Origin of the sequence: Streptomyces sp. NPDC001717 (assembly GCF_042892775.1) — a bacterium.
Lineage (GTDB): Bacteria > Actinomycetota > Actinomycetes > Streptomycetales > Streptomycetaceae > Streptomyces.
The window spans coordinates 89,606-110,915 of record NZ_JBIAUK010000029.1; the positions used below are offsets into that span (position 1 = coordinate 89,606).

18 protein-coding genes are annotated in these 21,310 nt (G+C 72.7%); 7 read left to right on the forward strand and 11 right to left on the reverse strand.

The window, feature by feature from the left end; all coding sequences use genetic code 11:
- Positions 1-10: 10 nt before the first annotated feature.
- From ACFYZL_RS32430 to ACFYZL_RS32445, 4 genes are all read right to left on the reverse strand, one after another.
- Complete coding sequence (locus tag ACFYZL_RS32430; protein ID WP_384745391.1) at positions 11-664, reverse strand: hypothetical protein; 654 nt, start codon at positions 662-664, stop codon at positions 11-13.
- Between the two features lie 157 nt (positions 665-821).
- On the reverse strand, positions 822-1,562 hold the full coding sequence (locus ACFYZL_RS32435) for a succinate dehydrogenase/fumarate reductase iron-sulfur subunit (RefSeq protein WP_384745393.1): 741 nt from the start codon (positions 1,560-1,562) through the stop codon (positions 822-824).
- Complete coding sequence (locus ACFYZL_RS32440; RefSeq protein WP_384745394.1) at positions 1,559-3,517, reverse strand: fumarate reductase/succinate dehydrogenase flavoprotein subunit; 1,959 nt, start codon at positions 3,515-3,517, stop codon at positions 1,559-1,561. Before ACFYZL_RS32440 ends, ACFYZL_RS32435 begins: the two co-directional genes overlap by 4 nt.
- A gap of 2 nt (positions 3,518-3,519) precedes the next feature.
- Complete coding sequence (locus ACFYZL_RS32445; RefSeq protein ID WP_388683940.1) at positions 3,520-4,224, reverse strand: succinate dehydrogenase; 705 nt, start codon at positions 4,222-4,224, stop codon at positions 3,520-3,522.
- Positions 4,225-4,296: 72 nt separating this feature from the next.
- On the opposite strand from ACFYZL_RS32445, the gene ACFYZL_RS32450 reads away from it, so the two are divergent.
- Entirely contained in the window at positions 4,297-5,175 is an 879-nt protein-coding gene (locus ACFYZL_RS32450) for a LysR family transcriptional regulator (protein ID WP_384745398.1), read from the forward strand.
- Positions 5,176-5,487: 312 nt separating this feature from the next.
- Here the strand turns inward: ACFYZL_RS32450 and ACFYZL_RS32455 are convergent, their stop codons facing one another.
- Both ACFYZL_RS32455 and ACFYZL_RS32460 read right to left on the reverse strand, forming a co-directional pair.
- A complete protein-coding gene (locus ACFYZL_RS32455) occupies positions 5,488-7,008 on the reverse strand; it encodes a class I adenylate-forming enzyme family protein (RefSeq protein ID WP_388683942.1) in 1,521 nt (506 codons plus the stop codon).
- A 52-nt stretch (positions 7,009-7,060) separates the two neighbouring features.
- Positions 7,061-7,720, reverse strand: coding sequence for a TetR/AcrR family transcriptional regulator (locus ACFYZL_RS32460; RefSeq protein WP_388683945.1), 660 nt, complete (start codon positions 7,718-7,720; stop codon positions 7,061-7,063).
- A gap of 127 nt (positions 7,721-7,847) precedes the next feature.
- On the opposite strand from ACFYZL_RS32460, the gene ACFYZL_RS32465 reads away from it, so the two are divergent.
- Entirely contained in the window at positions 7,848-8,918 is a 1,071-nt protein-coding gene (locus tag ACFYZL_RS32465; protein ID WP_388683947.1) for an FAD-dependent monooxygenase, read from the forward strand.
- A 54-nt stretch (positions 8,919-8,972) separates the two neighbouring features.
- On the opposite strand, the gene ACFYZL_RS32470 is transcribed toward ACFYZL_RS32465, so the two are convergent.
- The gene (locus ACFYZL_RS32470; protein WP_384745413.1) at positions 8,973-11,231 is read right to left on the reverse strand and encodes a putative bifunctional diguanylate cyclase/phosphodiesterase; all 2,259 of its coding nucleotides are present in this window, start codon (positions 11,229-11,231) and stop codon (positions 8,973-8,975) included.
- An 80-nt stretch (positions 11,232-11,311) separates the two neighbouring features.
- Positions 11,312-12,142: an SAM-dependent methyltransferase gene (locus tag ACFYZL_RS32475; RefSeq protein WP_384745404.1), complete on the reverse strand. Its 831-nt coding sequence runs from the start codon at positions 12,140-12,142 to the stop codon at positions 11,312-11,314.
- A 315-nt stretch (positions 12,143-12,457) separates the two neighbouring features.
- On the opposite strand from ACFYZL_RS32475, the gene ACFYZL_RS32480 reads away from it, so the two are divergent.
- The 3 genes from ACFYZL_RS32480 to ACFYZL_RS32490 all read left to right on the forward strand — a co-directional run bounded on the left by ACFYZL_RS32480 (position 12,458) and on the right by ACFYZL_RS32490 (position 14,693).
- On the forward strand, positions 12,458-13,126 hold the full coding sequence (locus ACFYZL_RS32480; RefSeq protein WP_388683950.1) for a hypothetical protein: 669 nt from the start codon (positions 12,458-12,460) through the stop codon (positions 13,124-13,126).
- Positions 13,127-13,156: 30 nt separating this feature from the next.
- Positions 13,157-13,927 (forward strand): hypothetical protein, encoded by a 771-nt coding sequence (locus ACFYZL_RS32485; protein ID WP_388683952.1) that lies wholly within the window; start codon positions 13,157-13,159, stop codon positions 13,925-13,927.
- 202 nt (positions 13,928-14,129) lie between these two features.
- Complete coding sequence (locus ACFYZL_RS32490) at positions 14,130-14,693, forward strand: hypothetical protein (protein ID WP_388683955.1); 564 nt, start codon at positions 14,130-14,132, stop codon at positions 14,691-14,693.
- 102 nt (positions 14,694-14,795) lie between these two features.
- On the opposite strand, the gene ACFYZL_RS32495 is transcribed toward ACFYZL_RS32490, so the two are convergent.
- On the reverse strand, positions 14,796-15,299 hold the full coding sequence (locus tag ACFYZL_RS32495; RefSeq protein WP_384759339.1) for a hypothetical protein: 504 nt from the start codon (positions 15,297-15,299) through the stop codon (positions 14,796-14,798).
- 363 nt (positions 15,300-15,662) lie between these two features.
- Here ACFYZL_RS32495 and ACFYZL_RS32500 point away from each other — a divergent pair, with 363 nt between their 5' ends.
- Positions 15,663-16,325: a class F sortase gene (locus ACFYZL_RS32500; protein ID WP_388683957.1), complete on the forward strand. Its 663-nt coding sequence runs from the start codon at positions 15,663-15,665 to the stop codon at positions 16,323-16,325.
- Between the two features lie 87 nt (positions 16,326-16,412).
- On the opposite strand, the gene ACFYZL_RS32505 is transcribed toward ACFYZL_RS32500, so the two are convergent.
- Both ACFYZL_RS32505 and lysX read right to left on the reverse strand, forming a co-directional pair.
- Positions 16,413-17,321 carry a polysaccharide deacetylase family protein gene (locus tag ACFYZL_RS32505; protein ID WP_384758740.1) on the reverse strand — a complete coding sequence of 303 codons (909 nt, stop codon included), beginning with the start codon at positions 17,319-17,321 and terminating at the stop codon, positions 16,413-16,415.
- Positions 17,322-17,391: 70 nt separating this feature from the next.
- Positions 17,392-20,697, reverse strand: coding sequence for a bifunctional lysylphosphatidylglycerol synthetase/lysine--tRNA ligase LysX (gene lysX, locus ACFYZL_RS32510; RefSeq protein WP_388683961.1), 3,306 nt, complete (start codon positions 20,695-20,697; stop codon positions 17,392-17,394).
- A gap of 60 nt (positions 20,698-20,757) precedes the next feature.
- Between lysX and ACFYZL_RS32515 the strand changes: the two genes are divergently transcribed.
- Positions 20,758-21,219 carry a universal stress protein gene (locus tag ACFYZL_RS32515; RefSeq protein WP_388683963.1) on the forward strand — a complete coding sequence of 154 codons (462 nt, stop codon included), beginning with the start codon at positions 20,758-20,760 and terminating at the stop codon, positions 21,217-21,219.
- Positions 21,220-21,310 lie beyond the last annotated feature (91 nt).

Genomic DNA, 21,310 nt, shown 5'->3' on the forward strand with positions numbered 1-21,310 from the left:
GGCCGCGGCCTCAGGCGTCGCCCGGCAGCAGGTGTTGCGACAGTTCGCGGAAGCTCCACTGGCCCTGGCGGCGGGTGAACGTCCAGACGAGGTCGTAGCGGTCGGGCCAGGCCGCGGGGAGCCCGAGCACCCGGTCGGCGCCGAGGGCGCGGACCAGGCGGGGGACCCCGGTGTGCTCCCAGCAGACCAGTACGGGCATCGGGGCGGCCAGTGCGGCGCGTACGAGGGCCGGTTCGGCGCCGAGGGCGAACTCGGTGCGTACGGGGGTGTGCAGGGCGGTGGCCAGCGCGGCCACCGTCTGCCTGCAGCGCGCGGGGGTGCCCGGCTTGCCGCCGCCGGCCGCGAAGACGGCGCCCGGGCGGGGCAGGGCCGCGCCGTGGGTGGGTCCGAAGAGCCGCGGGAGCTCCTCGGCCCGGCGCCGGCCGCGACCGGCCAACGAGCCGGGGTCGTCCTCGCCCTCGTCGTCCGTGCCGGTGTCGCCGGCGTACGGCTTCTCCGCGTGCCGGATCACCATGATCAGGGCGTCCTTGGTCCCGGCCTGGGATCCGGGCGCGGGCCTCCGGGCGGGTTCCTCCGCGGAGCAGCCGGCCACCGCCAGCGGGGCGAGGGCGGCGGCCAGTACGGCTCGTCGGCGCGGTCCGGACCCGGCGGTGGCATGTGGCATGGCGCCCACTGTCGCCGATGGGCGGCGCCGGCCGGGGCGCGGCGCGGCGTCCGGCCCGTACGAGCCCCCGGTCGGCGGATCGGGTCAGCCGGTCGGCCCAGGCCGGGGGAACCCGGGTCGGCAGGGGCTCGTACGGGGGTGTGCGGGAGCGGGGCGGTCAGCCCTTGCGGACGGCCCGCAGCCACTCCTTGTTCATGGCGGCGATCGACGGGAGCGGTATCCCCTTGGGGCAGGCGGTGGCGCACTCGCCGGTGAGGGTGCAGCCGCCGAAACCCTCCTCGTCCATCCGGGCGACCATGTCCAGGACGCGGGTCTCCCGCTCGGGCGAGCCCTGCGGCAGCACGTTGAGGTGGTTGACCTTGGCGGAGGTGAACAGCATCGCGGAGCCGTTGGGGCAGGCCGCCACGCACGCCCCGCAGCCGATGCACTCGGCGTGCTCGAAGGCGTAGTCCGCGTCGGGCTTGGGCACTGCGGTGGCGTGCGCCTCGGGGGCGGCGCCGGTGGGGGCGGTGATGTAGCCGCCGGCCTGGATGATGCGGTCGAAGGCGCCCCGGTCGACGACGAGGTCCTTGACCACCGGGAAGGCCGCGGCCCGCCAGGGCTCGACGTCGATGGTGTCGCCGTCGGCGAAGGACCGCATGTGCAGCTGGCAGGTCGTGGTGCGCTCCGGGCCGTGCGCGTCGCCGTTGATGACCAGGCTGCAGGCGCCGCAGATGCCCTCGCGGCAGTCGTGGTCGAAGGCGACCGGGTCCTCGCCGCGCAGGATGAGGTCCTCGTTGAGGGTGTCGAGCATCTCCAGGAAGGACATGTCCTCGGAGATCCCGTCGACCTCGTACGAGGCCATGTGACCGGGGGCGTCGGCGCCGCGCTGGCGCCAGACGCGCAGGGTGAGCTTCATGCGTAGCTCCGCTGGGTGGGGTGGACGTACTCGAAGACGAGGTCTTCCTTGTGCAGGACGGGGGCGGCGCCGGTGCCGGCGAACTCCCAGGCGGCCGCGTACGAGAATTCCTCGTCGCGCCGCTCGGCCTCGCCGTCCGGGGTCTGGGACTCCTCGCGGAAGTGGCCTCCGCAGGACTCCTCGCGGTGCAGGGCGTCGAGGCACATCAGCTCGGCGAGCTCGAGGTAGTCGACGATCCGGTTGGCCTTCTCCAGCGACTGGTTGAACTCCTCCCCGCTGCCGGGGACCTTGATGCGCCGCCAGAACTCCTCGCGGATCTGCGGGATCCGGTCGAGGGCCTTGCGCAGGCCCTCGTCGGTGCGGGCCATCCCGCAGTACTCCCACATGAGTTCGCCGATCTCGCGGTGGAAGGAGTCGGGCGTGCGGTCCCCGTCGACGGCGAGGAGCCGGGCGAGGCGGTCGCGGGTCTCGCGCACGACGGCGACGGCCTCGGGGTGGGTGTCGTCCACGGTCTCCCGGTGCGGGTGCCGCGCCAGGTAGTCGTTGATCGTGGACGGGAGCACGAAGTAGCCGTCGGCGAGGCCCTGCATCAGCGCGGAGGCGCCGAGGCGGTTGGCGCCGTGGTCGGAGAAGTTGGCCTCGCCGATGGCGAAGAGGCCGGGGACGGTGGTCTGGAGGTCGTAGTCGACCCACAGACCGCCCATCGTGTAGTGCACGGCGGGGTAGATCCGCATCGGGACCTCGTACGGGTCCTCCGCCGTGATCCGCTCGTACATCTCGAAGAGGTTGCCGTACTTCTCGGCGACCTTGTCGCGGCCCATGCGGCGGATGGCGTCGGCGAAGTCGAGGTAGACGCCCTGGCCGCCGGGGCCGACGCCGCGGCCCTCGTCGCAGACGTTCTTCGCGGCGCGGGAGGCGATGTCGCGGGGCACGAGGTTGCCGAAGGAGGGGTAGATCCGCTCCAGGTAGTAGTCGCGTTCCGCTTCGGGGATCTCGGCGGCCGGGCGGGTGTCGCCCTTGGCCTTGGGGACCCAGATGCGGCCGTCGTTGCGCAGCGACTCGCTCATCAGGGTGAGCTTGGACTGGTGGTCGCCGGTGCGCGGGATGCAGGTGGGGTGGATCTGGGTGAAGCAGGGGTTGGCGAACCAGGCGCCTCGCCGGTGCGCCCGCCATACGGCGGTCGCGTTGGAGTTCATGGCGTTGGTGGAGAGGTAGAAGACGTTGCCGTAGCCGCCGCTCGCCAGGACCACCGCGTCGGCGTAGTGGGTGGAGATCTCGCCGGTGATCAGGTCGCGGGCGACGATGCCGCGGGCGACCCCGTCGACGACGACCAGGTCGAGCATCTCGGTGCGGGCGTGCATCTCCACGTTGCCGGCGGCGATCTGCCGGGACAGCGCCTGGTAGGCGCCGAGGAGGAGCTGCTGGCCCGTCTGGCCGCGGGCGTAGAAGGTGCGGGAGACCTGGACGCCGCCGAAGGAACGGGTGTCGAGGAGACCGCCGTACTCGCGGGCGAAGGGGACGCCCTGGGCCACGCACTGGTCGATGATCTCGACGGAGATCTGCGCGAGGCGATGGACGTTGGACTCCCGGGCACGGAAGTCGCCGCCCTTGACGGTGTCGTAGAAGAGGCGGTGTACGGAGTCACCGTCGTTGCGGTAGTTCTTGGCGGCGTTGATGCCGCCCTGGGCGGCGATGGAATGGGCTCGGCGCGGGGAGTCGCTGAAGCAGAACTGGACCACGTGGTAGCCCTGCTCGGCGAGAGTCGCGCCGGCGGCACCGCCCGCCAGGCCGGTGCCGACGACGATCACGGTGTGCTTGCGGCGGTTGGCCGGGTTGACCAGCTTCGCCTCGAAGCGACGGCGGTCCCAGCGCTCCGCGACGGGGCCTTCGGGGGCCTTGGTGTCGCGGAGGGGTTCGCCGGTGGTGTGGTTGGCGTAGTGCGTGTGGTCGCTCATGGTCAGTTCACCACTCCGGTCATGACGGCGACGGGTACGGACGTGAAGCCCGCGAAGAGGACGAGGGCGAGGGTGTTCGCGAGGATCTTCAGCGTCCGGTCGCGGCGGGCGTTGCCGGCTCCGAGGGTCTGGGCGGCGCTCCAGAAGCCGTGCCGGATGTGCAGGCCGAGGGCGGCCATCGCCACGATGTAGACCGTGTTGCCGTACCAGGTGGAGAAGGTGGCGAGGACGTTCTGGTACGGGTGCCCGGCCCAGGCGCGCTCGTTGACGGTGAGCGTGGTGAGGTCGAGCAGGTGCCAGACGATGAAGAGGGCGAGGATGATGCCGCCCCAGCGCATGGTGCGGGTGGCGTAGCTCGCGCGGCGGCGCTTGTGGGCGTACTGCACCGGGCGCGCTTTGATGTCGCGGCGGCTGAGCTGGTACGCGGACACGGCGTGGGCGACGACCGCGGCGAGCAGGACCACTCGGACGATCCACAGGGCCCACTCGTGGTGGAGGAACGGCTCGCCGAGGGTCCGGAGCCAGTGCGCGTAGCCGTTGAACTCGTCCGCCCCGAAGAAGATCTTGAGGTTGCCGAGCATGTGCACGACGAGGTATCCGAGCATGATCAGCCCGGAGACCGCCATGACGGTCTTCTTTCCGATGGTGGAGCCCCAGAAGGTCGGCGCCTTGGGGCCGCCTGTCCGGGTCCGCGTTGCCAGAGCCATGTCTTCGAAGGTAGGGACGAAGGACCCGAAAGGTCCAAGACATGATGTCGGTCATCTTGATAGACATGGGCTATGCAATTCCAGCAGCTCCTGTACTTCGTCGCCGTCGCCGAGACCCGCCACTTCACGCGGGCCGCGGAACGGGTCCACGTCGCCCAGCCCTCGCTGTCGCAGCAGATCAAGGCCCTGGAGCGGGAGCTGGGGGCCGAACTCTTCAGCCGGGCGCGGGGCAACATCTCGCTCACCGACGCGGGTGAGGCCCTGCTGCCGCTGGCCCGGCGGATCCTCGCGGACGCGGACACCGCGCGGCAGGAGGTGCAGGAGCTGGCGCAGCTGCGGCGCGGGCGGATCCGGCTCGGAGCCACGCCGAGCGTGTGCACGGGCCTGCTGCCGAACGTGCTGCGCGCCTTCCACACGGCCCATCCGGGGATCGAGCTGCTGATCGAGGAGAGCGGGTCGCTGGACCTCGTACGGGAACTGGCGCGCGGGGCCCTGGACCTGGCCCTGATCGCGCTGCCGCTGCCGCCGTCGGCCCCGGCGCTGACGACGGTGGAGCTGCTGACGGAGGACCTGGTGGTGGTCTCGTCCGCTGATCTCCCGCCCCCGGCGGGCGGCGGTGAACTCACCATCGCCGACCTGCGCGAGGAGCCGATGGTGATGTTCCGCCACGGCTACGACCTGCGGGACCTGACGGTGGCGGCGTGCCGGGCGGCGGGCTTCGAGCCGGTGTTCACGGTGGAGGGCGGGGAGATGGACGCGGTCCTCGGCTTCGTACGGGCCGGGCTGGGCATCGCGGTGGTACCGAACATGGTGGTGGAACACGCCGGCCCGGGCCTGCGCGCCACCCCGCTCGCGGGCTCCCCACTGCGCCGCACCATCGCCCTGGCCCACCGCACGGACGTGGCACCACCCCGCGCGGCCCGCGAACTGAAACGCATCCTGGTCGACTGACCCCCGCCGAGACCGGTCCGATCCCGATCCATCCCCACCGACGGCCGCCGCCGGCGCAGCCATGCGACCCACGTCGCACCGAAGCCCCCCGGGCGCCCACAGGCACGGCGGGCAACAGCCTCGCGGGGGCCGGGTGGGCCGGGTGGGCCGGGCCCCGCGGGCGGCTCGGAGGGGGCGGCAGTCGCGTCGGACACCGGTGGGCAGGCGGGCCGGGCAGGAACCGCGGGGCGGGTCCGGCGGGCAGGGCCGCGGAGCCGGGCGGGCGGGGCCGCGGATCGGAGGGTGGGACGGCAGGCCCGGATGGTGGATCGGTCAGCGGCCGGGTTCGGGCGGGAGTCCGGGGCCGGGGGCCGCACTCGCCGCGCGCTGCCGCAGTCGCCGCTTGTCGGGCTTGCCCCGCCCGGTCAGGGGGATCTCCCGCGCCCAGAACACGGCGGTGGGCCGGTGCGCCGGGGCCAGTTCGCGCTCCACCAGCGCGCACGCCTCCGCTGCCGCGGCGGCGCTCGGCGGGTGACCGGGGGACGGGACCAGGAACGCGCAGACCTCCTCACCGGTGGCCATGCTGGGGCGTCCGACGACCACGGCCTGCGCCACCGCCGGATGCCGTGCGAGTGACGCTTCGACCGGCAGGCAGTAGACGTTGGCCCCGTCGACGATCACGATGTCCTTGACCCGGTCGTCGAGGTAGAGGTAACCGCCCTCACCGACGTGCCCCACGTCCCCGGTGCGCAGCCATCCTTCCCTCAGCACCTCCGCCGACAGCCCGGGCTCGTTCCAGTAGCCCGCCATCACCGTCCCCGACCGCACCCACACCTCCCCCTGCCGCCCGACGGGCAGAGCCGCGCCCCGCCCGTCCCGCACCTGGAGCTCCACCCCCGCGACGGGCCGCCCCACCGACGCCAGCAGCTCCGGCCTGCCGGTCACGGCCGCGTCGTGGTCGGCGGGGGTGAGCCGGCAGATCACCGCCGCCTCGTTCATCCCGTAGCCCTGCCGCCACCGCACGCCCCATCGGGCGACCGCCTCGCCCAGGCGCGCCGGGAGGACGGGCGAGGCGCCGTACGAGACGGCCTCCAGCCCCGGGATCCCGTCGGCGGTCGCCGGGTCGTCCAGCAGTCGGTAGATCATCGGGGGCGTCAGGTACGTGGACACCCGCCCCAGCCGTCGGCACGCGGCCGCGAACTCCCGCGGCCCGAAGGGGGCGAGGATCTCCACCCTCCCCCCGGCCCGCAGCTGCTCCAGGCACCGCCCGCCGGACCGCTGGGCCAGGGTGGTGACCGAGAGGTACACCGACTCGGTCCACGCGGCCCCGCGCCCGCCGTCCCGTGCGGCCATCGCGCCGAAGGTCGAGGCCACTCCCTTGGGCCGCCCCGTGGTCCCGCCGGTGTACAGCACGCGGGCGACATCGCCCTCCCGCGCCCGGACGGGCACCGCGACGGCCTCCCGGCGCGCGGCGGCCGCGAACAACGCGTCCAGGTCGAGCCGCCGGGCACCGACCTCCGGCACCGGGACGTCGTGCACCACCAGGCCGGGACGGCAGTCCCGCAGGATGAAGTCCACGCCGTGGGTGGCCGGACCGCCCACGACCGGGGTCAGCCGCGCGCCCAGCAGGTGCGCGGCGAGCCGCACGAGCAGGGCCTCCGGCCGATTGCCGCCGGTCACACAGGCGAGCCCCACGCCCCGCCCGACACCGACGTCGGCCAGCACCCCGGCCAGCCGGTACACGGTGTCCAGCACCTGGGAGTACCGCAGGACGTCCCGCCCGACCCCGATCGCCGGCCGGTCCCCGTACCGCTCCAACGCCCCGATCAGTTCGGTGACATACCTGGCGACCACACGCACCACCCGCTTTCGCGAACCGACTTCGCGTCGACCCTGTCGACCGCCGTCAGGAGGGTATGAGCGGCCCGAGGGTCCGGTCGAGCCCGTCCGCCAGCATGGCGAAGGCGCGGTCGGCCTCGGCGACGGCGGCCGGATGGGCGTCGTCGGCGCTCTGGCCGGCCGAGAGCCTGCGCCAGTTCTCCCGGCCCAGCTCGTGGCGGACGGTCACCAGGTGCAGGGCCGCCAGCCGGGCGCTGAACGCGGGGACCGACTCCGCCTCCAGGACCGCCGCGAGCAGCTCCACCTCACGCGCCGTGTAGTGGGCGATCCGGGCCTGCAGGCCGGCGGTGGAGTACAGCAGCCCCTGGAAGGCGAGGACGTTCGGGTGGTCGCACAGCCCGGTGATCGGGTCCCGCTCGGCGAGGGCCGCCAGGAAGTGCTCGCGGACCGCCCCGACCGGGGTCAGGCCGGCCGGGCGCTCGCGCACGATGCGCGCCACCTCGTCCTGATGGTCGGCGAACCGGTCCAGGACCAGGTCCTCCTTGCTCGGGAAGTACCGGAACAGGGTGGGCTTGGAGACCTCGGCCGCGGCGGCGACATCGGCCACCGACACGGCGTCGAAGCCGCGCTCGAGGAAGAGTTCGAGCGCGGTGGCGGCCAGCTGGCGGCGCGTACGCAGCTTCTTGCTCTCGCGCAGACCGGTGCGCGGACCCGTCGTGTTCTCCATGCCTCCAGCGTAGCACGAAATCATGACTCGGTTAATTTCGTTACCCGGTTGCATTTCTGCCTCGGTTGCGCTTTCCTTGATTCATCGACGACCTGAGACGACCGTGAAGCGACGAGAGGACACTCCGATGACCGACGTACTGATCGTGGGCTCCGGCCCCACCGGGCTCGCCCTGGCCTGCGAACTTGCCTCGGGCGGCGCCGCCGTCCGCGTGCTCGAGGCGCGCACCGGGCCCCATCGCGAGTCCCGGGGCAAGGGCCTGACCCCGGACAGCCTGAAGGTGCTCGCCGGGCTCGGTGCGGCCGACCCGCTGGAGGCCGTCGGAACCCGGGGCGTGGTCCTGCGCAAGTACTTCGACGGCGAGCACGTCAACGACACACCGAGCGGCGGTGACGGCATCCTCATCGGCCAGTGGCAGGTGGAGGAGGCGCTTCGCCGGCGCCTCGCCGACCTCGGCGTCACGGTCGAGTACGAAGCACGGGTCACGGAGATCGCCCAGGACCGGGCGGGGGTCACCGCCCGGCTCGCGGACGGTCGTTCGGTCCGTGCCGGGTACGCCGCAGGTTGCGACGGCGGGCACAGCTCCGTGCGCAGGCTCCTCGGGATCCCCTTCGAGGGACGCACGGAGGAGACGGAGACGATGGTGTTGGGGGACGTGCGGGCGCCCGGGCTGAGCCGCGCGTACTGGCACCAGTGGTTCACCTCGGAGGGCGGCGGGATACTCCTGTGCCCGATGCCGGGGACGGATTCCTTCCAGCTCCAAGCCTCACCGGAGCTCGACGAGAGCGGCGAGGCGCTGCCGCCCTCGCTGGAGAGTTTCCAAAGGCTCTTCGACCGGCATGCCCGGGTCCCCGGGATCCGCCTGGCGGATCCCACCTGGCTCTCGGCCTGGCGGGTCAACATCCGCATGGCCACCCGGATCCGCGAGGGCCGGATATTCCTCGCGGGGGACGCCGCGCACGTGCACCCCATAGCCGGCGGCCTGGGCATGAACACCGGGATACAGGACGCGGCTGCCCTCGGCCGGACCCTGCTCGACGCCCTCGCCGGCCCGGCGACGGACGGGGTGCTCGATGCCTACGAGGCCGAGCGGCTCCCGGCTGCCGCCCGCGTACTGGCCGACACCGCCGAGCGGCACGAGCGGGTGCGGGTCGCGATCCGCGAGCCCGGCCGCGGCACCGAGGCGGGCATGGACTGACCCTGCCGCCCCTGGCTCCCCGGGCGCCCCTGACGCCGACCGCCCCGGCCGGCGTCAGGGAGAGGAGGGCACGGCGTCCGAGAGGGAGAGGGTGTGGATGCGGTCGGGGGCGCCGGGGCGGGCGTAGTACCAGCCCTGGGCGGTGTCGCAGCCGAGGGCGCGCAGCTGGGCGGCCTGGGCTCCGGTCTCCACGCCTTCCACGGTCACGGCGAGTTCGAGGCTGTGGGCGAGGGCGACGATGCCCTCCACGATCTTGACGTCGACGGGGTTGGCGGGGCTCTGCTGCATCCCCTTCGTGAAGGACCGGTCCAGCTTCAGGACGCTGACGGGGAGGCGGCGCAGATTGGCCAGGTTCGAGTAGCCGGTGCCGAAGTCGTCGAGCGCGATGTCCACGCCCAGCGCGGCGAGCCGGCGCAGTGGTTCGAGGAGTTCGTCGTCGGCTCCTATGAGGGCCGATTCGGTCACCTCCAGGCACAGCGCGCCGGGGGCGAGGCCGGACTTCTCCAGAACCGCCACGGTGTCGGCGACCAGTCCGGGGTGGTGCAGCTGCGTCGGCGAGAGGTTGACGTTGATCCGCAGGGAGGCGCCGCCGTGCTTGGACTGCCAGTTGCGGGCCTGCCGGACGGACTCTTCCAGGACCCAGCGGCCGAGCGGCACGATCAGGCCCGTGCGTTCGGCGAGCGGGATGAAGCGGTCCGGTCCCAGCACCCCGTACTGCGGGTGCGACCAGCGCACCAGTGCCTCGGCACCGTGCACGGTGCCGTCGTGCATGTGGACCAGCGGCTGGTACTCGATGAAGAACTCCCCGCGCTCCAGTGCGGCGGGCAGGGCGTTGGTCAGTCCGTGCCGGGTGATGGCGCGGGCATCGGCCTCCGCGTCGGCGAACTCGAAGCGGTTGCCGCCGGCGGCCTTCGCCCGGTACATGGTGATGTCGGCGCTGCGCAGTACCTCCGCCGCGGTGCGCTCCTTCACGCTGCCCTCGACGATGCCGATGCTGCCTCGGACGGTCAGCTCGCGGCCCTCCAGCCGGATCGGCGTGGACAGGGCGGACAGGATACGGACCGCGAGGTCGGTGACCTTCTGCTCGGTGTCACAGCCGGTGGTCAGGGCCACGAACTCGTCGCCGCCGAGCCGGGCGACGACCTCGCCGGGGCCGGTGGCGCAGCTCTGCAACCGGTCCGCGACCTCCACCAGCAGTCGGTCCCCCGCCGAATGGCCGAGGCTGTCGTTGACCGCCTTGAAGCCGTCCAGGTCCAGGTAGCACAGCCCGAAGCGGTCGCCGCCGGAGCCGCCCAGGGCCTTCTCCAGCCGTTCGAAGAACAACGTCCGGTTGGGGAGTCCGGTCAGGGCGTCGTGGGTGGCCTCGTAGCGCAGGCGCAGGTTCAGCAGCCGGCGTTCGGTGGTGTCCTCCATCAGCGCCAACTGGTACTGCGGCTCCCCCGCGGCGTCGCGCAGCAGCGACACCGTCAGATTGGTCCACAGCACGGTCCCGTCGTGCCGGTAGTACGGCTTCTCCACGCGGAAGCTCTCGCGCTCGCCGCGCACCAGCTCCCCGTGCATCCGCCATACGTGCGGGGTGTCGTCGGGGTGGCCCCATTCGGTGACCTTCCGGCCGCGGACGTGGCCTTCCATGCCGCCGAACATCTCCAGTAGCGCGTCGTTGACCTCCAGGATGTTCCCTTCGAGGTCGGCGATGCCGATGCCGACGGCCGCGCCCTCGAAGACCGCCCGGAAGCGCGCCTCGCTGGCGTGCAGGGCATCCTGGGCGTCGGTGCGTGCCGTCAGCGTGGAACGGGCGATGGACTCCTGCTCCCTGAGGGTGCGTTCGCGCAGGGCACGGGCGTATCCGGCGGCGACCCCGTGCTGGAGCCGGGCGCAGCGGGCCCGGCACTCCTCCGTGGAACCACCGGCCCCGTCGGCTCCGCCGCAGTAGAGCACCAGGTAGGACTCGATGACGCCGAGGGTGCCGGCCAGGGCCTCCGGGTCGGTGCAGTGCACGGCCACGAGTTCGGCCCCCACCCGCTGGGCGGCCGAGGCGTCGAAGGCGCGGGCGTGCAGGGCCTCGGTGAGGGTGCGGGTGAGCGGCACGAGATGCCGTTCGAACTCGGGGCGGGTCAGGGAGGTCGCGGTGACCGGGAAGATCGCCCGGCCCCAGATGGTCGCGAAGCGCGCGATCCGGTCCTCCAGGCCGCCTTTCGGGGACGCCCCGGGGGCGGCGGCTCCCGAGCCGGCCGCCCTCGTTCCGGCCGATCTCGAACCGGCCCCGTCCGGGGTCACGGCCGCGGGAGGCTCCGCCGGCTCGCCGGCGGGCATGCCGGACGCGGTCGCGGACGCACCGGGCTCGGGGACCGGCGCGCCCGGCTGCCGCGGGGCCGACATCTGTACGGGAAGTCTCACGTCTTGCGCCCCACACCGCCGAAGCCCGAGAAGGCGTACGGGTCCTCGGGCACCTCGCCCTCCGTGTCGCCTTCGACGCGGTCCGGCCGCCAGTCGGGCATGGAGACCAGGCCCGGCTCCACCATCTCGAACCCGTCGAAGAAGGCGCGGATCCGCTCGCCGCTGCGCATGACGAGCGGGTTGCGGATGTCCCGGTACACGCCGACGGCCCCGCCGGCCACCTCCTCCGCGACCGGGATCCCCTCGAACGAGGCGTGCGTGAGGATCAGCAGGCTGCCGGGGGCCAGCGCGTCCCGCAGTTCGGCCACGGCTTCGTACGGCTCGTCCGCGTCCTCCAGGAAGTGCAGGACGGCGACGAGGAGCAGTGCCACGGGCCGGTCGAGGTCGAGCAGTCGCGCGACTTCGGGCGCGGCCAGGATGTCCTTGGGCTTGCGCAGGTCGGCGGTGACGACGTCCGTCTGCCGGTCGTCCCCGAGGACGGCCCGGCTGTGCGCCACGGCCACGGGGTCGTGGTCCACGTAGACCACGCGCGCCTCCGGGCTGGCGGCCCGGGCGATCTCGTGGACATTGCCGAAGGTGGGGATGCCGGAACCGATGTCGAGGAACTGGGTGACGCCCTCGGCGACCGCGTGGCGGACGGTGCGGCGCATGAATGCCCGGTTCGCCTGCATGATCTTGGGCAGGCCCGGGATGAATTCCATGGCCCGGCGGGCGGCCTCGCGGTCGACCTCGAAATTGTGGGAGCCGCCCAGGTAGTAATCGTAGATACGGGACACACTGGGCACCGATATGTCGATGCCCGGCGGGGCCCAGGCGGGGCGCTCCATCGGATCTCCAAGCCTTGTTCCGCGGCGGCCCCTCCGGGGACCGGACTCTGTCCGAGCCGAATGTACTGATCATTGGCCAACACGGCGAGCAAAAGCGGAAATTGGCGATCCGTTCTTCGTCACACACCAAAGTCACGTGCCGGACGGCACCCACTGGGTGATCGATACCGACAAATCCCCTATGGGAATTGACCGGTCCGCGATCCGACACGGTCGATGATTGGCTCAAACCTCCCGGGTCGATGCTCCACCCGTTCAGGCGAACCGGGGACGGGGCCGGGCGTACGGGGGCACGCCCGGCCCCATGATCCCCGGGTGAACAAAGCCTTAGCCAGGCGCACGCTCGCGGTCCCGGCACTGCTGTGGGCGGCGTTGTCCTGCGCGTCCATCACGCCCGCCGTGGCCGATAGCTGCGCCTACGCCACGACCGGGAGCGGCTCCGCCGCGGGTGTGACCACGGCGGTCGCGGTGGCCGGCGGCAGCGGCCGCGGAGCTGGCCCGGGTGGCGGACATCACGCCGACCAGGGCGGCGACCGGGACGACAAGGGGCGCGGCAACGGTCACGAAAAGGGCCGTGGCAAGGGCCACCACGGCGGGCACCACTGCCCGCCCCCGCCTCCCCCGCCGTGTCCGCCGAAGCCCACGCCGACGCCCAAGCCCACCCCGCCGCCAAAGCCCACGCCGAAGCCCACGCCGCCCAAACCCGCGCCGCCGCCTCCCCAGCCGGCCCCGCCGCCCGAACCCGCGCCGCCTCCGGCCCCGAAGCCCGCGCCGAAGCCGGTGGCGAAACCGGTCCCGCCCGAGCCGCCCCCGCCGGCGCCGGTCGTCAAGGCGCCCGTGCCCGTGGCGGCCAAACCGGTGGCCCGACCGGCGTACCGCGCTCAGGCCCGCAAACCGGCGGAGCACCACATCTCCCCGGTGACCTTCACCTTGATGACCGCGGCTCCCGCGGTGCTCGCGATCGTCGCGCTGCGCCCCCGGTAGCCCTTACCCCGTGACCCATCAGGAGTCATCTTGTCGGAATGGCTCGTCCTGTCCCTCGCGATGGCAGCGGCCTGCGCCGTGGTGCTGTCCATCACCTTCTTCAACCACCGCAGGATCGGCGACGACGACGATCCGAACGAGACCCCGGACGTCATCGAGTACATGACGATGATGATCGGGGTGATCTACGCCATCGTCCTCGGTCTGGCGATCGCCGGCGTCTGGGAGGGTCGCGGGGCCGCCCAGGAGTACGTCCGCCAGGAGGCCCAGGCCCTCCACGAGGTCAGCGTCCGCTCCGAGGTCTACCCGCCCGAGGTGCGCAAGCAGATCCGCGCCGACGTCGACGCGTACGTGACCTACGTGGTCGACACGGAGTGGAAGGCCATGGCCGAGCGCGGCGAGATCACCGACCGCGGCGGGGAGTTGCTGGAACGTATCCGCCGGGACGTCACCGACTACGAGCCGAAGACCGACCACGAGGGGCAGGCGTACCAGCCGCTGGTCGACCAGGTCGCGCTGGCCGACGACGCCCGCAGCTCGCGCGGGGACAGCGCCGGGGCCACCATGCCGGGGGTGGTGTGGTTCGGGCTGATCGCGGGGGCGCTGGTGACGGTGGGGCTGATCTTCACCCTGCAGATCCGGCGGTCGTTCCGCGAACTGCTGCTGGCGGGCCTGTTCAGCGCGCTCATCGCCTTCCTGCTCTTCCTCATCTGGGACTTCGACGCGCCCTTCGGACGGGGCGTCGCGGCCACCGCCGAACCGTTCCTGACGCAGTTCTCCCATCTGGGGCTGGGCGGCTGAGGCCCGGCCGGATCCCGCACGCCCACCCTCAAACCGGGGACGGTCCTTCCGTCCCCGGTTCGGCGTAGGGGCATGCCCCATTCGCCCGTTCCTGATCGCGGGGCACCGCACCCGGACCTAGCGTGTCGAACATCGAGGCGCACGACCCCCCACGTGCGGAAACCGTTCCGCGGCTGCTCCTCGGGGATCCGGAGAATCAACCATGGGTGCGATACGTACCTCCGCGACAGCCCTGCTGAGCGCCGGCGCCACGGGCGCCGTACTCGCGCTCGGCGCGCTCGCCGCGCCCGCCGCCACGGCGGCCGAGGGTCGGCAGGTCACTTCGTTCGGCTTCACCATCACCCCGTCGACGGTCGCCCCCGGCGGCCAGACGGTGCTCTCCGTCACCGGCTGCAACGCCGCCTACGCCACCGCCTCGTCGGGGGTCTTCGACACCGTCAGCATCGCGCGCGGCCAGACCGCACGGGTCACGGTGGACCGGGACGCCCGGCCCGGGGCCCTGTACTCGGTCTCCTTCACCTGCAACGGGGAGACGGGCTCGGCCGATCTGACGATCTCCGGCGGTTCGACCAGACCGACCACGAGTTCCACGCGGACGGCGACCACTCCCGCCCGCGGAGTCGTCGGCGCCGTCCGCGGCGGCCTCGGCGGCAGTGTCGCCGGCATGGATCCCCTGGAGCTCGGGGCGGGCGCGGGCCTGCTGCTGGCCGCCGCGGGCGGGACGGCGTTCGCCCTGCGCCGACGCCGGTCCGGCCGGGGTCATTGAAGACCGCGGTCGGGTGAAGACCCCTCCCCATCGCCGGTCGCCCCGGGCCCTGGCCCGGACCCGGGGCGACCGGCGATGGGGACGACCGGGGAGGTTGGCCGGTCAGGCCCGGCCGCGGAGCGAGGGACGGCGACGGCGCACCACGTGGGCGCCCGCACCGAGCGCCGCGGCGCCGACGAGGCCCGCGCCGATGGCGGTCTCGGCGGTGGACGGCCCGATGGAGCCGCCGAGGCCGCCCTGCGAGGGCCGCCCCTCCAGGATGTTGAAGCGGTGCGTGGCGACCAGGCTGTTGTCGTTGCACCGGACCGACAGCGTGTGGGGGCCCGGTGAGGCGTGGTTGAAGATCCGGACGGTGGCGAACCCGATCGAGCCGTCGGACAGACGGGCCTCGGGAAAGTTCCCGGGCGAGGTGACGACGCCGCCGCGGTGGCAACCCGAGGCACTCACCTGCATCGTGGCGCCCTGGTGCACGGAGTACGGGTTGACCGAGATGTTGCTGGGGCCCCCGCCGCCACCCGCCGGAGAGTTGGCAAAGGCGAACGGGGTACTGAGGCCGATCGCGGCGCAGGCCGCCGCCGTCACGGTGAGAGCGCGGAAAGCACGCATGGTGGAACCTCCAGCGGGAAGCGCCCCGGAGCGTCGGCCCCGGATGATCGACGAGAACGCCTCCCTGATCGAACCCTCGGGTCGGCCCGCAATCTCCGCATTTCCGCCTTTGGGCCGCCCGGTTGAGCGACACGCCGAAGCGCAAACGCCGTAGCTGACGGATCCGCAGGTCACGACCCGTCAGGCATTTATGTGACGATTACCTGGATGGACGCACCCCTTCCGGCCCCTTCCGGGCCGCGCCACCCGTTCGCCCTTCACCGATCGCCGTCCCGCCGACCCGGCCTTAGCGTGCGTGAAGTAGGGCGTACAGGGGTGGGACAGGAACGCGGGTCGGGACCCCCGCGTCGGGAAGGGAGAACGATGGGCGAGGACGAGACAGGGCAGTCGCGCAAACGCTCACCGTGGGGCGTACTCGCCCTCGTCATGCTCACCGGCCTCGCCATGGTGCGCAACGGTGTGGACATGGGCGGCGGGCCACCGCAGCCCACCGCGGCCTCGGCCGTCGCGGTGACGGCCGATCAGCTGCCGGCGAACCCGCCGACACCGCAGGCGGACATGGAGGTGCTGGAGCACTCGTCGGTCCAGCGCATCCGCATTCCCACGATCAACGTGGACGCGCCGGTGATGACGGTCGGGCTGGACGCGGAGGGCTGGATCGACGCCCCGCCGCCGCAGGACCGCAATCTGGCCGGCTGGTACCTCAACGGCATCTCGCCGGGGCAGCGCGGCTCGGCGGTGATCGTGGGTCACGTGGACAACGCGCAGGGCCCGGCCGTCTTCTACGGTCTGGGTTCGGTCAAGCCGGGCAACCACATCGAGGTGGAGCGCTACGACGGGCGCACCGCGGTGTTCGAGGTGTACGGCGTGGAGGTGTTCTCGAAGGACCAGTTCCCAGGAGCCCGGGTGTACGGGGACACCGGACACCCGGAACTCCGGGTGATCACGTGCGGCGGCTCCTACTCCAAGGCGCAGGGCTACGACGGCAACGTCGTGGTCTTCGCCCGCATGGTGGAGGCCCGCTGAGCCGGGCCGGAACACGCGGGCCCGGATCGAGCCGGGCCGCAACGATCCGGCCCGGATCCCGCCGGGCCGGGCCCGATCCGGCCCGGCTCAGCGGGGCGGCAGCACCGGCAGGGTCATCCGGTAGCCCCTGGCGAGCAGTTGGGGCAGGTACGAGTTGATGGCCTGGACGCTCTGCGACCTGTTGCCGCCGGCGTCGTGGGACAGCACGATCACGCCGGGCGCGGCCCCGCGCAGGACCCGGGAGACGATGGTCGTGGTCCCTGGCTCCTTCCAGTCGAGAGTGTCGACCGTCCAGGCCAGCGGCTCCATGCCCAGTTCGGACCCGATCTCGAAGGCGGCGCGGTTCCAGGCCCCGTAGGGCGCCCGGAACCAGAGCGGGGCCTCGCCGACGGCCTTCTGCACGACCTCGCTCGTGCGGCCGATCTCCGAGGCCAGGGCGGGCCGGCCGAGCGTGGGAATGAGCGGATGGGTCCAGGTGTGGTTGCCGATGACGTGGCCCTCGTCGGCCATCCGGCGCAGCAGGTCCCGGTTGTCGGTGGCCATCTCCCCGCAGACGAAGAACATGGCGCGGACGCCGTACCGGGCCAGGGTGTCGAGGATGGCCGGGGTGTAGCGGGGGTCGGGGCCGTCGTCGAAGGTGAGCACCATGCCGTTCGACGTGGCGCTTCCCCCCGGGAGTTCGAGGATGGGCCGGGTGCGCACGGCGGGTTTGGCGGCCGGCGGTCGGACGGGGGCCTCGGCGGTCATGGGGCGCAGCCGGTAGGACTTCTCGGCCAGTTCCTGGGCCCGCATGCCGGGCGGCCCCGCCGCGGCCGGGTGCGGGCCGGGTCCGGCGAGCGGGGCGGGGGCGCCCGGTCCGGAACCCGGTCCGGTCCCGGCGCCCGGGGCGCCGGTTTCGCCGTTCCCGGTGAGCAGTCCGGACGCGGCGGCGACTCCGAGGAAGACGGCGGTGCGCAGGAGCGCGCGACGCCCTACTGTCGGCTCGTCATTTTTCATTACTACTACGTATCAACGACTCCGTCGCAGAAGTCGAGAGGCGCGGACGCGCCCCGTTCCCGCCACCCGATCAGCCGTGCCGCACCAGGGGGAACGGGAGCGTCTCGCGGATCGTCAGGCCCGTCAGGAACATGACGAGGCGGTCCACTCCGATGCCCAGACCGCCGGTCGGCGGCATCGCGTACTCCAGTGCGTCCAGGAAGTCGTTGTCGAGTTCCATGGCCTCCGGATCGCCGCCCGCCGCGAGCAGGGACTGGGCGGTGAGCCGGCGCCGCTGCTCGACGGGGTCGGTCAGCTCCGAGTAGGCGGTGCCCAGTTCGGTGCCGAAGGCGACGAGGTCCCACCGTTCCGCGAGCCTCGGGTCCTTGCGGTGCTGCCGGGTGAGCGGCGAGACGTCGGTCGGGAAGTCCTTGTAGAAGGTCGGAAGCTTCGTCCGCTCCTCCACGAGCCGCTCGTACATCTCCAGCACGACGTCCCCGCGGGTGTCCTCCGGGGCGTGGGGTACGCCCGCCCGGTCGCACAGCCCGCGCAGGACGTGCTCCTCGGTGTCGGCGTCGACCTCCTCGCCCAGTGCGTCGCTGATGGCCCCGTACATGGTCTTGACCGGCCAGGGTCCCGAGATGTCGTGGACGACGAGCTTGCCGTCGGGGCCCGCCTTGTGGGCGATGGGCGAGCCGAAGGCGGCGGTGGCGGCGCCCTGGATCAGCTCGCGGGTGAGGTCGAGCATCACGTCGTAGTCGGCGAAGGCCTGGTACGCCTCCAGCATCGTGAACTCGGGGTTGTGCTTGTAGGAGACGCCCTCGTTGCGGAAGGTGCGGCCCATCTCGAAGACCTTCTCCATGCCGCCCACGCAGAGCCGCTTCAGGTACAGCTCGGGGGCGATGCGCAGGTAGAGGTCGAGGTCGTAGGCGTTGATGTGGGTGCGGAAGGGCCGGGCGTTGGCCCCGCCGTGGATCTGCTGGAGCATCGGGGTCTCGACCTCCAGGTAGCCGCGGTCGAGCAGTCCCTGCCGCAGCGCCTGGACGGCGGTGGAGCGGGCCCGTACGACGTCGCGCGCCGCGGGGCTCGCGACGAGGTCGAGGTAGCGGCGCCGGACGCGGGCCTCCGGGTCGGCGAGGCCCTTGCGCTTGTCGGGCAGGGGGCGCAGGCACTTGCCCGTGAGCTGCCAGGAGTCGACGAGGAGGGAGAGCTCGCCGCTCTTGCTGGCGGCCGCCTCGCCGCTGACGACGACGTGGTCGCCGAAGTCGACCTGGGAGGTGAAGGAGTCCAGTGCGTCGGCCCCGGTCTCGTCACGGGTGAACATCAGTTGCACGTCCCCGGACCAGTCGCGCAGGACGGCGAAGACCACTCCGCCCAGATCCCGTACGACCATCACGCGCCCGGCGAGCGTGGCCCGTTCTCCGGTGCGGGCGCCGGCCGGAGGGCCGGGGTGCGCGGCTTTCAGCTGGGCCACCGTGTGCGTACGGGGCCTGATGCCGACGGGGTACGGGTCGGTGCCGGATTCCCGGATGCGGTCCAGCTTGGCGTGCCGTACGCGGACCTGCTCGGGCAGCCGCTCGCCCGCCGCGGCGCGGTCGGCCTCCTCCCCCACCGCCTCCAGTCCGAGGGAGTCGATGGGGGGCAGCCCCTCGGTGGTGGCGGGGGCGGTCAGGCCCCGGTGATGGGCGTTGCCCCACAGGGTGCGCATGCTGGGTACGGAGACGAAGCCCTCGGCGATGCCGGAGGCGAGGCTGACGCGGGCGAGCGAGCCGGCGTCCTGGTAGCAGAGGAAGCGCGGGTACCACTCGGGTCCGTACTTGACGTTCGAGCGGTACAGGGCCTCCAGCTGCCACCAGCGGGAGAAGAAGAGCAGCAGCCTGCGCCACATCTTCAGCACGGGGCCGGCGCCGATCCGGCCGCCCTCCTCGAAGGCGGAACGGAAGACCGCGAAGTTGAGGGAGATCCTGCGCACGCCGAGGCCGGGGGCGGCGGCGCACAACTCGGCGACCATGAACTCCATGACCCCGTTGGGGGCGGAGCGGTCGCGACGCATCAGGTCGAGGGAGATGCCGTCCCTGCCCCAGGGGACGAAGGAGAGCAGGGCGATCAGCTCGCCCTTGGCGTCGAAGGCCTCCACGAGCAGGCAGTCCCCGTCGGCCGGGTCGCCGAGCCGGTCCAGGGCCATCGAGAAGCCGCGCTCGGTCTCGGTGTCCCGCCAGCGGTCGGCCCGGTCGACGATGGTGTGCATCTCCTCCTCGGAGAGGGCGGAGTGGCGGCGGATGACGGTGGAGGCGCCGGCGCGCTTGACGCGGTTGACGGCCTGGCGGGTGACGCGCATGTCGCGGCCGTCGAGGTCGAAGTGCGCGACGTGCAGGATGGCCTCGTCGCCGAGTTGGAGGGCGCTGAGACCGGAGCGGGCGTAGGCGTTGGCGCCGTCCTCGGAGGCACCCATGACGGCGGGCTGCCAGCCGTAGCGGCGGGCCACGGCCAGCCAGGCGTCGATGGCGGGGCTCCAGGCGGCGGGGTCGCCGACGGGGTCGCCGCTGGCCAGGGCGACCCCGGCCTCGACGCGGTAGGTGACCCCGGCCCTGCCGTTGGGGGCGAAGACGACGGCCTTGTCGCGCCGGGTGGCGAAGTAGCCGAGGGAGTCGCCCCGCCCGTAGGCGCCCAGCAGCGCGCGGATGCGCGGCTCCTCGTCGCCGTGCAGGGCGGCGGTCAGGCGCTGGGAGCGGAAGAGGGTGGCGGCCGCGTTCAGCAGGGCGAGGGCGCCGAAGAGGCCGAGCAGGAAGTACAGCGGTCGGGGCGGACGGCCGTCGAACTGCCGGTCGGAGAAGAGGCCGCCGAAGACCTGACGGGCGGCCCAGTCCAGCCGTTCTCCCTTGGGCAGGGTGCCGGGGAAGAGGACGACGAGCCCCCAGCCGACCAGTACGGCGGCGAGCAGCCCGAGCCCTAGCACGAGCAGGGCCCGCCACAGGGCGCCGGGCCGGGAGGCCGCGTAGAACTCCCGGCGGGCCGCGATCAGCACGGCCATGGCGGCGACGCCGACGGCCATCGAAGGGACGCCGATCCAGTAGTCGCCCGCGGCGATGATCAGCACGTCGACGAGGACCAGCAGGGCCAAATAGGTGATGACGATCCACCAGGCGACCTTCTTGCGCATGCCCAGGGCGGCGGCGAGGAGGAAGAGGAAGACCGCGTAGGCGAGGTTCGCGCTGACCGGGACGACGATGAGGTCGAGGAAGCGCACGACGTGCCGCAGGAGCCGCCGCAGCGTCGGGGAGAGGGCGAGCAGCGCGCACAGCAGGCCGAGCGTCCCGAAGAACGCTCCGAATGCGTCGGGCACCCGGTTCAGGAAGCGGTTCCGGGTCCCGCGCGTCTCCTCCACGGTGGCACTCATGGTTCGCACTGTAGGGAGGGCGGCGTCCGTGCGCGCGCCGAGCGGGATAGCGTGGGGAGGGTGACGGAGCACGTGAACACGGCATTCGAACGCGGTACCGACGGCCCGAAGGTGATCCTGGCCGGGGTCGACGGCTCGGAGTCCTCGCTGCGGGCCGCGGCCTACGCGGCGGGGCTGGCCAGACGACAGAACGCACTGCTGGCGCTGGTGTACGTACAGCCCGTGATGGCGGCCGGGGTGTCACTGGGCGCGCCGGTGGCGGAGACGACCGAGGAGATCGCGGAGGGCCTGGTCGCCGAGATCCGGGAATCAGCGGAGCGGCTCAAGGGCATCTACGAGGTGCGCTGGGAGTTCCACACCTTCCGCGGCGACCCCTACGCGGGTCTGGTGAGCGCGGCGGAGGAGCTGACGGCGGACGCGGTGGTGGTCGGCGCCTCCGAGCAGGCGGGCCACCGGATCGTCGGCTCGGTGGCGGTCCGCCTCGTCAAGGCGGGGCGCTGGCCGGTGACGGTGGTTCCCTAGGGCCTGTCGTCAAACTCCTGTCGTCGCCCGGAGGGCGGCCCCGCGGCGTCTGGTGCGTGCTCTCGGTGCGCCGGGCGGAAGCCCGCGTACT